The organism is Streptomyces sp. NPDC111507, assembly GCF_055638955.1.
Genome location: NZ_JBVKBU010000001.1, coordinates 147,582 through 160,267 on the forward strand (window position 1 = coordinate 147,582; position 12,686 = coordinate 160,267).

A 12,686-nucleotide genomic window follows, 5' to 3' on the forward strand; every position below is an offset into this window, starting at 1 on the left:
TTGCGAACCGGGGACCCCCTCCGTATCTTAGCGAGGGTTAAACGGAGACAGTCCCCGCTTATTTCGCGGGCAGTCCGTGCTGCCCGTACGCACCTTCGTCCGGGGACGCCAGACCGGGAGAACACCGTGTCCACCTCGTCTACCCCGTCCGCACCACCCACCACCACCGACGCTCTCTCCGCACCACCCCAACCCGCCAGGCTCGGCGCCGTCCTGTTCGTCATCGTCACCGCCTACCTGATGGTCGGCGTCGACTCCACGGTCGTCAATGTCGCACTGCCCGACATCCAGAAGGGCCTGCGCTTCAGCCCGACCGGCCTGTCCTGGGTGCTCAACGCGTACACCCTCGCCTTCGGCGGCCTGCTCCTCCTCGGCGGCCGGGTCGGCGACATCGCGGGCCGCCGCCGCACCCTGACCATCGGCGTCCTGCTCTTCGCCGGATCCTCCCTGCTCGGCGGTCTCGCCACCGAAAGCGCCTGGCTGCTCACCGCCCGCGCCCTCCAGGGCGTCGGCGCCGCCCTCACCGCGCCCAGCACCCTCGCGCTGATCACCACGAACTTCCCCGACGGCCCGCGCCGCCACCACGCCCTGGGCATCTACGCGTCGATGGCGGGCATCGGCGCCTCCATCGGCCTCGTCCTCGGCGGCATGCTCACCTCCTGGGCGTCCTGGCGCTGGGCCCTGCTGATCAACGTGCCGATCGGCATCGCGGTCGCCGTCGCCCTGCCCCGCTTCGTCACCGAGACCCCGCGCCACGCGGGCCGGTTCGACGCGGCGGGGGCACTCGCCGGCACGGCCGGAATGACTTCGCTGGTGTACGCGTTCATCCGCGTCTCGGAGGAGGGCTGGTCCGACACCCAGGCACTGCTGGGCTTCAGTTCGGCGGCGGCGCTGCTGGTGGGCTTCACGTTGATCGAGTCCCGCGCGGACCAGCCGATCATGCCGCTGCGCCTGTTCGCGAACCGCAACCGCGCGGGCGGCTACGCGGGCGTACTGCTGCTGCCCGCGGGCATGTTCGGCGCGTTCTACTTCCTCACCCTGATCTGCCAGCAGGTCCTGGGGTACAGCCCGCTCCGCGCGGGATTCGCCTTCCTGCCCATGACCCTGGCGATGTTCACGGTCGTACGCTTCGTGCCCCGGCTGCTCGCGCGGCTCGGCGCCAAACCGGTGCTGCTCACCGGCATGGCCCTGCTCGTCGTCGCGGCCGCGTGGCTGTGGCGGCTGCGACCCGACGACGGCTACCTCACCGGCCTGTTCGGCCCGCTGGTGCTGATGGGCGTGGGCGTCGGCCTGAGTTTCATGCCGCTCAACGCGACGATCCTCGCGGGCATCGAGCCACGGGAGGCGGGCGCCGCCTCCGGCCTGCTGCAGACCCTGCAGTGGCTCGGCGGCACCCTCGGCCTCTCCATCCTGGTCACGGTCTTCGGCACGGCGGCCCGGCACGCGCACGGCTCCCCGTCCGACATCCTCACCGAGGGTGCGGCCCGCGCGTTCGGCATCGGCTCGCTGATCGCGCTGACCGCCCTGCTGGTGTCGGCGTTCGTGATCACCGACACCAGGCCGAAGCACACCACCTGAAAAAACCCACCACCTAGAACAACGCGCTGTACGCGTTCAGCGCCGGCTGTCCACCCAGGTGGGCATAGAGCACGGTGGACTCCCGCCCGATCTCCCCCCGCGCCACCAGATCCACCATCCCGGCCATCGACTTGCCCTCGTAGACGGGGTCGGTGACCATCCCCTCGGTGCGCGCCGCGAGCCGCATCGCCTCCAGCGTGGCCTCGTCCGGAATCCCGTACGTGCCCGCGTGGTACCGCTCGTCCAGCTCGACGTCCGCCTCCGTCAACTCCTTCTGTACGCCGATGAGCTGCCCGGTGCCGTGTGCGATCCGCGCGATCTGCTCCCGGGTGCGGGCGGGCGCCGCCGACGCGTCGATCCCGAGGACGCGCCGCGGCCGCCCGCCCGCCTCCTCCAGCGCCGCGAACCCGGCGACCATGCCCGCCTGGGTCGACCCGGTCACCGAGCAGACCACGACGGTGTCGAAGAAGACGTCCAACTCCGCCTCCTGCTCGGCCACTTCATAGGCCCACCCGGCGAACCCCAGGCCTCCCAGTGGATGGTCCGACGCCCCCGCCGGAATGGCATACGGCTTGCCGCCGCCCTCCTCGACATCCCGCAGCGCCTGCTCCCAGCTCTCTTTGAAACCGATCCCGAACCCGGCCCGCACGAGCCGTACGTCGGCTCCGGCGAGGCGGCTGATGAGGATGTTGCCGACCTTGTCGTAGACGGAGTCGGGCCACTCCACCCAACTCTCCTGTACGAGCACGCACTTGAGCCCGGCGCGGGCGGCGACGGCCGCGACCTGGCGGGTGTGGTTGGACTGCACGCCACCGATCGAGACGAGGGTGTCGCAGCCCTGGGCGAGTGCGTCGGCGACGAGGTACTCCAGCTTGCGGGTCTTGTTCCCGCCGTAGGCGACACCGGAGTTGCAGTCCTCCCGCTTGGCCCACAGAGAGGCACCGCCGAGGTGATCGGTCAGGCGCTCCAGCGGATGCACGGGCGAGGGCCCGAAGAGCAGGGGGTAACGCTCGTACGAGGAAAGGGACATGGGTCCTCCCGCATCAGGGTTCGACATCGGCCAGGTCTTCGAGCGCGCCCCAGATCTCCGCGGTGACGCGGACGGCGGCGGCCACGTCCCGTTCGGCACAGGCGTCTATCAGCTCGTCGTGCAGGCCCGCCGAACGGCAGTTGCCGCCCTCGCCGAAGCGGCGCCGTTCCAGACGGCGGATCAGCGGGGTGTAGCGGGCGACGGTGGCAGCGGCGGCACGATTGCCGCTCACCCGTACCAGTACGTCGTGCAACGCGTCGTCGGCCGTCAAAGCGGCGTCCACGTCACCGGCGCGCACAGCGTCCGCGAAGCGCACGTTGGCCTCGCGCATCACCTCGATGTGCGGCGCTTCGAGCCGGGGCACCGCCGTGCGCGCGGCCAGCTCGTGCATGGCGCCGACCACGGCCGCCGCGTCCCGTACATCAGCGGCCACCAGAGGGGTCACCCGCGTGTAGCTCTGCGGCTTGGACTCCAGCAGCCCCTCGTCGACCAGCCGGGAGAAGGCCTCGCGCACCGGCGCCCGCGACAGCCCGAGCAACTCGGCGAGCCCGGCGTCGCGCACCACCGCGCCCGGTGCGAGCTCACCGGCCACGATGGCGTCCCGTATCGCTTCGTACGCACGGTCCCTCAGCAGGGTCCGGCGCACGGGTCGTATCGCCTCCATGAACTGAAATGTTAGATATCAGTTTCCGTTCCGCACAAGAGTGCGGCCCGTACCGAAGTACGGGCCGCACTCACGCGCGATCGGCTATCCGGCCCACGGCCAGTCGGCGTCCCGCGCCGACTCCAGCAGGGGGACCATCCGGAAAGCCGCGTCGGAGAGGCCCCCGAAGGTGTGCCGGTTGGCCTTCCCGGAGGGGCCGTGGCCCGCCCGGTAGCCGGCCAGGTTCCAGGTGTAGACCGGGACGTGCGCCGGGACCTGCTCGGTCGGGTCGCCGTAATGGCTGTAGGTGGCCTGCTCATCGGTGACGATGAGCACCCGGTCGTGCTTCCTGTAGTGCGCGCGCACCGCCTCGCTCGTGTTGGTGCCGCCGAGGTCGCCGAAGCGCTCCAGCACCTTCAGCACCGACTCGCCCCTCTTGAACTTCACGCGCTTGCTGCTGGTGCCGAACTCGACGAGATCCGCGTCCGCCGCCCGCAGCGCGAGCGCCGTTCCGAAGATCGCCGCCGCGTCGGCCCGGTTGAGCTCCGAGCGCTCCGACAGTCGCGAGTAGAACATCGAGCCGGACCGGTCGACGAGCACGAGCGTGCGTCCGGGCAGCGCCGGCACGTTGGCCAGCGAGTGGCCGAGCGCCTGCTCCAGCGGGTACGACCAGCGCAGCGAGGGCGCGTGCTGGTACGCGGCGAGGTAGCGGAAGGGGAACTGCCGCGAGCGTGCCACCTCCGCCGGGTCGCTGATCCTGACGGCGACCTGAGCCGCCACCTCGTCGCTCACTCCCGCCTCGTCGAAGTTCCGCAGGTTGCGTACGAGCGCCATCGCGCCCATGGACGGAATGACGGCCTCCCAGGCCTCCTTGTCCATCGGGCCCTGGAGCCAGCCGGCCAGCGCCTCCCAGGTCATCCCCGCCTCGGCGAGGCGCCGCGCACCGTGCGCGCCGGTCACGACCTTGCGCCGCTTGGCGGGCCGCAGCGCCATCAGGTCGCGGTGGGCCACCACGACGGGCAGCGACTTGGGCACCACGGCCGTGTCCGGGTGGTGCCGCCGGTCGAGGGCGTACTGGAACAGGTCGCCCTGCCACGGCTTCGCCGGATCGGGCGCCGCGTGCACCAGGTTGAGGATGTCGCCGAAACGGTAGCCCTTGGCCGCCGTGTCGTACTTCAGCAGCGACTTCTCGCCGTAGAGCCGCCGTACGGCGTCGGCGATGCCCCGCTTGACGGGCTTGGGCACGTTGCGGCCGTACCGGGAGGTCCAGTAGGCGAGCAACTCGCCGGGCTCGTCCGGGCGGCGCAGCACGGAGGCGATGACCTGGCGGTTGGCCGGGCCGTCGGTGGCGCCCGCGTCGAGGCGTGCCTTCACGTACTCGGCGGCGCCCACGAGCGAGGCCGTCCGCAGGTTGCCCTCGCCGCGCAGCCAGCCCAGCAGGGCGGCCGTCCACGAGGGGTCGGCGACGGCGAGCTCGCGCACGAGCGCGGCGAACCGGTCGTCGCGGGCCTCGCCGGACTCGTAGAAGGTGTTCTGCGACACGAAGTTGGCGATGGCCAGCAGGAAGAGCTCGGAGCGCGCGTCGCGCTCCTGGCCGCGGCCGCCCTGGTGCGTGCGCAGCACACGGCCGGTCGACGTCACACGGGAAGTGGGCTGCGCCTTGGCCGCCTTGGTGTTGAATCGCGACATGATGAATTCCCCCGAATTCGTTCTACGACTTCGTCCTTCGACGGTGAAGTCGTGTTTCGGAGGGAGGCACAGCAAATGGAGGGGGCCCGAGTTCAGAGGTCGGCGACGGACTTAGCCAGATGCTCTACCCAATTGAGCTACACCGACCCGAAGTCGATGACGGGACTTGAACCCGCAACCGTCCGATCCAATGAAGTAACCGTTGCCTGCGCACCGGGCACCCACCATGAGCTGCGCCTCCCGAGATCAAGTCGGCGGCGGCGTGGATTCTTTGAGAGAGAAGTAGCCGCAGCCCGCGCACCGGGAGGTGCATGAAGTTGTGGTGTCCAGAGTTCAAGGCCGGCGGAACCGACGTAGGTGCTCTAACCCCTGAGCTACACCGGCGCGTTGTACCGGTGGCGGGACTCGAACCCGCGGCCGCCCCATTATCAGTGGAAGTAGGTCCTGCCTTCGCACCTGGACGTGCACCACTTTAGGAGGGCGGCCGCGGTTCGAGCCATTGAATTAACTACCCGCGCTTCTGGCGCTTCCAGGGGCCGGTGATGGCGAGCATGATGCCGGGCTCCTGGATGTTGGCGAAGAGGGTCCTGCCGTCGGGCGAGAAGGTGACGCCGGTGAACTCGCTGTAGGCCGGCTCGGCTTCGGTGCCGATGTTCAGTTCGTTGCGGGCGATCGGGTAGGTACGGCCGCTGTCGGTGGCGCCGAAGAGGTGCTGGACGCCCTCGCCGTCCTCGGCGATGACGAGGCCGCCGTAGGGGGAGACGGTGATGTTGTCGGGGCCGTCGAAGGCGCCGTCCTTGGACGGGTCGGGGTTCACGCCGAGCAGGACCTTGAGGGTCAGGGTGCGGCGCTTGGGGTCGTAGAACCAGACGGCGCCGTCGTGCTGGACGGGGCTCTCCTCGCGGGCGTACGAGGAGACGATGTACGTGCCGCCGTCGCCCCACCACATGCCTTCGAGCTTGCGGGCGCGGGTGACCTGGCCGTCGGTGAACTGCTTGCGGACGGAGACGGTCTTCGCGTCACGGTCCGGGACGTCGACCCAGTCCACGCCGTACACCGTGCCGATCTTGGTGGCGCGGGAGAGGTCGTCGATGAACCGGCCGCCGGAGTCGAAGCACTTGAAGGCCTGGAGGGCGCCGGCGTCGTCGGCGAGGGTGGCGAGCTGTCCGTGGCCGTGCTCGAAGCCCTGCGGGGGCGTCCAGCGGTAGAGGAGGCCGTTGGGGCCCGAGGCGTCCTCGGTGAGGTAGAGGCGGCCGCGCTTGGGGTCGACGACGACGGCCTCGTGGGCGTACCGGCCGAGTGCCTTGATCGGCTTGGGGTTCCGGTTGCGGCGGCGGTCGACGGGGTCGACCTCGAAGACGTAGCCGTGGTCCTTGGTCATGCCGTTCTGGCCGGCCTTGTCCTCGGTCTCCTCGCAGGTGAGCCAGGTGCCCCAAGGGGTGTTGCCGCCCGCGCAGTTGGTGGAGGTGCCCGCGACGCCGACCCATTCGGCGACCTTGTCGTGGCGCACCTCGACGACCGTGCAGCCGCCGGACGCGGCCGGGTCGTAGACCAGGCCCTCGGTGAGCGGCACGGGGTACTTCCAACTGGCGCGGGGGCCCTTGAGCTCGTGGTTGTTGACGAGGAGGGTGGCGCCGCGCGGCCCGTCGAAGGTGGAGGTGCCGTCGTGGTTGGACGGCGTGAACTCACCCGAGTCCAGCTTGGTACGGCCGCTGTAGGTGATGACGCGGTAGGAGAATCCGGCGGGCAGCGCGAGCAGGCCCTTCGGGTCGGGGACCAGCGGTCCGTAGCCGACACCGCCGTGCCGGTCCGTCGGCTTGCCGTCCTCCCCCAAGCTCTCGGTGTCGGTGGACGCGAGGGCGTTCGGAGCGGTGGCGAGGGCGCCGACACTGCCGGCCAGGACGATACCGGCGCCGGTCAGCGCGGATCGACCGGCGAAGTCCCTGCGGGTGAGCGACATGGGTGTCTCCCGTGACGGTGGAGGATGACCGTGGAGGGTGGCCGAGGGCATTGCGGCCACACCGTCCCGCCCACGCCTGAACGCCGGTTGAACACCGGGCGACTTCACCGCACTCGGTTCCATGAATCCGTAAGGCCCCGCCCACAGAAACCAAAAGCCCTCCGAACCGGGCAACCGACGGAGCCCTCCGGAACCGGTAACGTGCGCCCCTCCCGAGGCCGGGGGCAGCCCCGCCGTGGGCCGGGGAACGGGCACCCCTTCCGAGGCCGGGGGAAGCCCTCCCCGGGGGGCGGGGAACGGGCCCCCTACCGGGACTGGGGTACGAGCGCCCGCTCGGGGCTGGGGATCGGGCGCCCCTCCCGAGGCCGAGGAATAGGCGAAGCCCGCCGCGGCCGGGGGGCCGTACTCCTCCCGGGGCTAGGGAAGCGCTCCCCCCGGGGCTGGGGAAGCGCTCCCCCCGGGGCTGGGGAAGCGCTCCTCCCAGGGCTGGGGAAGCGCTCCTCCCAGGGCTGGGAATGGGCGAAGCCCCATCGGGGCCAAGGAACGGGCCCCCCTACCGGGGCTGGGGAACGAACGCCCCTCGGGGCCGGGGAACAGGCGAAACCCCAACGCGGCCAGGGAAGCACCCCTCCCGGGGTCGGGGATCGGGCGAAGCCCCCCGAGGCCGGGGAACGGGCGAAGCCCCCACCGGGGCCAAGGAACGGACCCCCACCGGGGCCGAGGAACGGACCCCCGCCGGGGCCGAGGAACGGGCGCCCCCTCGGGGCCGGGGGCAAGGGAGCCCCCCGCGCCCGGTTCCGGCCCGCTCAACCCCCTTGTTGCGAACGTGCCTTGAACGCGGCCTTGCGGGCCTCCTTGGCGACCTTCTTGTCGGGGTGGAGGCGGCCCATCGCCTCCAGGACGTCCGGGGTGGCCGGGTGGTCGACGCGCCAGGCCGCGGCGAAGAAGCCACCGTGCTGCTGGGCGAGGCCCTCGACCAGCCCCTGCAGCTCGGCGGAGTTGCCCTCGGCGGCGAGCTGCGCGGCGATCGTGTCGATGGTGAGCCAGAAGATCATCGCCTCGGACGGCGGGGGCACGTCGGCGGCACCGTGTTCGGAGAGCCAGACCCGGGCGAGTCCGCCCAGTTCGGCGTCGTCGAGGACCTCGCGCAGCGCGGGCTCGGCCTCCAGGCCGACGAGCGAGAGCGCCTGCTGACAGTGCAGCCTGCGCAGCGGCGCCCCGCCGTCGCCACCGCGCGCCGCGGCGAGCAACTCCCTTGCGGCGGGCAGGGGTTCACGCCGGGCCAGCCACTGCTCGGTCTCGGCCCGGGCGGCGGTCGGCGGGAAGGCGGCGGTGCCGTCCAGCAGCGCGTCCGCGCCCTTGTCCGCCAGGTCGCCCACCGCGGGGGCGGTGAGGCCGGACTCCAGCAGCCGCGCCCGCAGCCCGTACAGACCGAGGGGTGTCAGCCGTACCATCCCGTACCGCGACACGTCGGCGTCGTCGGCGGCCGGGGACTCCTCGTCGGTGTCCGCCATCAGGGTCTCGTCGACCGGCTGGAAGTCGACGAGGCCGACGGGTTCGAGCAGCCGGAACTGGTCGTCGAGCCGCATCATCGCGTCCGACACCTGCTCCAGTACGTCGTTGGTGGGCTCCCCCATGTCGTCCGGCACGATCATGGACGCGGCGAGGGCCGGCAGCGGTACGGGGCTTTCGCCGGCCCCGCCCTCGCTCACGGTCAGCAGGTACAGATTGCCGAGCACTCCGTCCAGGAACTCGGCCTCGGCCTCGGGGTCCCAGTCCAGCGTGGAGAAGTCGATCTCCCCGCCGCCATCCACCGCGTCGACGAGGTCGTCGAGGTCGGGCACGCTCGCGTCGGCCAGTACGGTCTCCAGCGCGGTGAGCCACACCCCGAGGACGTCCCGCGGCGCTCCGGAGGTGAGCAGCGCGAGGTCCGCGCCCGCGGCGACCGCGCCCTCCTCCTCGTCCACGATCTCGACGAGCCCGGTGTCGACGGCCACCCGCCAGGCCTCGCTGGCCGTCGCCGCCGCGTCGTCGCCGGTGAGCCCGAGCGCGTCGGCCGCCCCGGGAAGCTGTTCCTCGACGAGTTCGCCCCCGGCGCCGACCCGCGTGTCCGGGCCGGCCCAGCGGGCCAGCCGTGCGGCACGGGAGAGCAGCGGTGTGGCGAGCGCGTCCCGCGCCAGCTCCGCTTCGGAAGTCAGCCGCACCGGCGGCAAGGGGGAGCTCTCTGACATCGGCTGGGTTCTCCTCCGAACAATCAGGACCCGAACAGCGGGATCGAACGGCCCGAACGAGCGGAACCGGGCGACCCGACCGGCGGGACCGACCAAGCATGACAAGCAGGAAACGCAGTACAAGCAGAACAAGCATGACGAGCGGAACAAGCGTGACACCCACCGGGGTCCGGAAGACCACCCACCGGACCCGGCATCACACCCTCCGGATCCGACGGATCACCACCGCGCCCCGCCGACGCACCCCGGTTCCGGCGGCACACCCTCCGGGTCCGGCGGCACACCACCGCGCCCCGGCGGCGCACTCCCCGGAACCAGCAGATCACCACCACACCCCGGCGGCACACCCCCGGCTCCGGCAGCACACCCACCAGGGCCGGGCAACGCATGCCCCCAGCCCCGGCAGGACGCCCACCAGGGCCGACAGCACACCCGCCTGCCCCGGAAATACGTCAACCGAGCCCGGCGACACATCCACCCGGCCCGGGCAGGACGCCCACCAGGGCCCAGCTGCGCATCCACCCGACCCGGCAGGACGCCCACCGGAACCCCGCAGAACGCCCACCGAGCCCGTAAGGACATCGCCCCGCAGGACATCCGGCGCGCCCGTGGACCGCCCCCGGACCCGAGGATCCGGACGCCGCACCGGAAAGCCGCGTCGACGGCTCAGCCTAGACGGATTTCCACCCATGCCGCCCGGTTCATGTCCCTGTCAGGAGTTGTACATCACTCCATCCTTGACAACTCCCCTTCCCACACACGAGATTGACGCGCGTAGAAGTTCAGAGGGGCACCCGTCTCACCAGCTTCTACGCGCGTCACCGACCCGCACACAGGTCGCGCTACCCCACACGTTCCACCCTCGTCCCGGCGCTCATGTAAGTCCCCGGAGGGATTCCCTTGCCGAGCAAGAGAACCGCGCGCATCGGCGCGCTGACCGTAGCCGCGGTCTGTTCCACCGTCTCCGCCGTGGTGCTGACCGCACCCGCCCACGCGGACACCGTCCACATCCACGACATCCAGGGCACCACCCGGACGTCCCCCTACGCGGGCCAGAAGGTCACGGACGTGGCGGGCATCGTCACGGCCCTGCGGACCTACGGTTCGTCCCGGGGTTTCTGGATCCAGGACCCGACCCCGGACAACAACCCGGCCACGAGTGAGGGCGTCTTCGTCTTCACCAGCTCCACCCCGAAGGTCGCCGTCGGCGACTCGGTCACCGTCACGGGCACCGTCTCGGAGTACGTGCCCGGCGGCGCCTCCTCCGGCAACCAGTCGCTGACGGAGATCACCAAGCCGACGATCACGGTGGTGTCGTCCGGCAACGCGGTCCCCGCGCCCACGGTCATCAACAGCCGTTCCGTGCCGGCCGCCTACACCCCGGCCGGTGACACGGCCGCGAGCGGCTCGATCAACGCGCTCACCCTGGAGCCGACCAAGTACGCCCTGGACTACTACGAGTCCCTCGAGGGCATGAACGTCCAGGTCGCCGACACCCGCGTGGTCACCGCCACCGACCCGTACAGCGAGCTGTGGGTCACGGTGAAGCCGCACGAGAACGTCACCCGCCGCGGCGGCACGATCTACGGCGCGTACACCTCGCAGAACACCGGACGCCTGCAGATCCAGTCCCTCGGCTCGACCGCCGACTTCCCCGTCGCGAACGTCGGCGACAAGCTCGCCGGCACCACCGCGGGCCCGCTCGACTACAACCAGTTCGGCGGCTACACGCTCGTCGCGAGCCAGTTGGGCACCCTGGAGAAGGGTGACCTGAAGCGCGAGACGACCCGCAAGCAGTCGCGGAGCGAGCTGGCCGTGGCGACGTACAACGTCGAGAACCTGGACCCGGGCGACGGCACGTTCGCCGCCCACGCGGCCGCGATCGTGAACAACCTCCAGTCGCCCGACATCGTGTCCCTGGAGGAGATCCAGGACAACAACGGCGCGACGGACGACGGCACGGTGGCCGCCGACCAGACGGTGAACAAGCTGATCGACGCGATCGTCGCGGCGGGCGGCCCGAAGTACGACTGGCGCTCCATAGACCCGGTCAACGACAAGGACGGTGGCGAGCCCGGCGGCAACATCCGCCAGGTCTTCCTCTTCAACCCGGAGCGGGTCTCCTTCACGGACCGCGCGGGCGGCGACTCGACGACCGCCGTCGGTGTCACCAAGGTGCACGGCAAGGCCCAGCTGACGGCCTCCCCCGGCCGCATCGACCCGGCCAACACGGCCTGGACTTCCAGCCGCAAGCCGCTGGCCGGCGAGTTCGTCTTCCGTGGCAAGACGGTCTTCGTGATCGCCAACCACCTCAACTCCAAGGGCGGTGATCAGGGGCTGACCGCGCAGTACCAGCCCCCGGCCCGCAGCTCGGAGACCCAGCGTCATCTGCAGGCGACGGCGGTGAACTCCTTCGTCAACGAGATCCTCAAGGCGCAGAAGAACGCCGACGTGCTCGCCCTCGGCGACATGAACGACTTCGAGTTCTCGGACACCACCAAGATCCTCGAGGGTGACGGCGAGCTCTGGTCGGCGATCAAGTCGCTGCCGAAGAGCGAGCGTTACACGTACGACTACCAGGGCAACCAGCAGGTCCTGGACCAGATCCTGGTCAGCCCGTCGATTCGCGGGGGCTGCGACTTCGACTACGACAGCGTGCACATCAACTCGGAGTTCTCCGACCAGATCAGCGACCACGACCCGCAGGTACTGCGGTTCCGGCCGTAGGTCTGCAGGGGCTGTGGATGAGGCCACAGCCCCGAAAAGGGAAGAGCCCGGCCCCGTCGTCCGGGGGGCCGGGCTCTTCCCTTGCCCGAGGTCAGGCGGCGAACGTCTCGTTCAGCCAGCCCTTCCAGGCCGTCTCGTTGTGCTTGGCGTCGGCGTCGGACGCGAAGTCGTGGACGCTCATGCCGACCGGGGCGCCCCAGTGATTGCGCCCGAAGAAGCGGATGAGGGCGCTGTCGGTGCGCAGCCCGATGAAGTACGGGTTGCGGTAGTCGACCACGGCGTCGAGGAGCTGCCCCTCGGGTCCCCGTGCCTGCACCCGCGCACCCTCGGCCGTGTCGTCCGCGAGGCCGAGCGCCCGCCCGACGACGGCGAAGGCGTCGGACGCCGTGGACGCGCCGGGCCCGTCGAAGGTGGCGAAGGCGACCGGGCGCCCCGCGAAGTGCGTCACGTACTCGCGCAGGGTGTGCAGGTAGAAGTCCGTGTGCTTGCTCGCGCCGTCGTACTGGTTGTCCCAGTCCTCGACGAAGATTCCGCTGTGCACGTACCGCATCCATGACCCTCGGCCGTCGTCGCGCGGCTCGATGGTCTCGTCGATCTGGTTGAGGGTCTGCTGGGTGATGCCCTCGACGTTCTCGACCAGGCTGGTGAGGCGGTGCGGCGGGTCCCAGTTGGTGAGCGTGGAGCCGAAGGGCCCGCTCCCGCCCTGGCGCGGCTCGAACTCCATCGGCCACAGCCAGCCGCCGGTACCGGTGGTGATCGCCTCCCACATCTGCTCCGGGGTGGCGTCGACCTCGAACTCGCGGGCGATCTCGAATTCCTTGGACATGG

General features: G+C 70.8%; 8 protein-coding genes. 2 read left to right on the top strand and 6 right to left on the bottom strand.

From position 1 onward, the window contains the following. Window positions 1-126: 126 nt before the first annotated feature. Entirely contained in the window at window positions 127-1,578 is a 1,452-nt protein-coding gene (locus ACZ7M2_RS00695) for an MFS transporter (RefSeq protein ID WP_471593592.1), read from the top strand. Window positions 1,579-1,591: 13 nt separating this feature from the next. On the opposite strand, the gene ACZ7M2_RS00700 is transcribed toward ACZ7M2_RS00695, so the two are convergent. From ACZ7M2_RS00700 to ACZ7M2_RS00720, 5 genes are all read right to left on the bottom strand, one after another. Beyond that, entirely contained in the window at window positions 1,592-2,608 is a 1,017-nt protein-coding gene (locus ACZ7M2_RS00700) for a 1-aminocyclopropane-1-carboxylate deaminase (RefSeq protein WP_471593593.1), read from the bottom strand. Window positions 2,609-2,621: 13 nt separating this feature from the next. Next, a complete protein-coding gene (locus ACZ7M2_RS00705) occupies window positions 2,622-3,272 on the bottom strand; it encodes a GntR family transcriptional regulator (RefSeq protein ID WP_060902177.1) in 651 nt (216 codons plus the stop codon). An 84-nt stretch (window positions 3,273-3,356) separates the two neighbouring features. After that, window positions 3,357-4,940 (bottom strand): TROVE domain-containing protein, encoded by a 1,584-nt coding sequence (locus ACZ7M2_RS00710; protein WP_471593594.1) that lies wholly within the window; start codon window positions 4,938-4,940, stop codon window positions 3,357-3,359. Between the two features lie 508 nt (window positions 4,941-5,448). After that, window positions 5,449-6,900: an alkaline phosphatase PhoX gene (locus tag ACZ7M2_RS00715; protein ID WP_403693004.1), complete on the bottom strand. Its 1,452-nt coding sequence runs from the start codon at window positions 6,898-6,900 to the stop codon at window positions 5,449-5,451. Window positions 6,901-7,706: 806 nt separating this feature from the next. Then, window positions 7,707-9,131 (bottom strand): hypothetical protein, encoded by a 1,425-nt coding sequence (locus ACZ7M2_RS00720; protein WP_471593595.1) that lies wholly within the window; start codon window positions 9,129-9,131, stop codon window positions 7,707-7,709. A gap of 900 nt (window positions 9,132-10,031) precedes the next feature. On the opposite strand from ACZ7M2_RS00720, the gene ACZ7M2_RS00725 reads away from it, so the two are divergent. Beyond that, window positions 10,032-11,858 carry an endonuclease/exonuclease/phosphatase family protein gene (locus ACZ7M2_RS00725; RefSeq protein WP_471593596.1) on the top strand — a complete coding sequence of 609 codons (1,827 nt, stop codon included), beginning with the start codon at window positions 10,032-10,034 and terminating at the stop codon, window positions 11,856-11,858. Between the two features lie 91 nt (window positions 11,859-11,949). Here the strand turns inward: ACZ7M2_RS00725 and ACZ7M2_RS00730 are convergent, their stop codons facing one another. Then, window positions 11,950-12,684: an SRPBCC family protein gene (locus ACZ7M2_RS00730; RefSeq protein ID WP_471593597.1), complete on the bottom strand. Its 735-nt coding sequence runs from the start codon at window positions 12,682-12,684 to the stop codon at window positions 11,950-11,952. Window positions 12,685-12,686 lie beyond the last annotated feature (2 nt).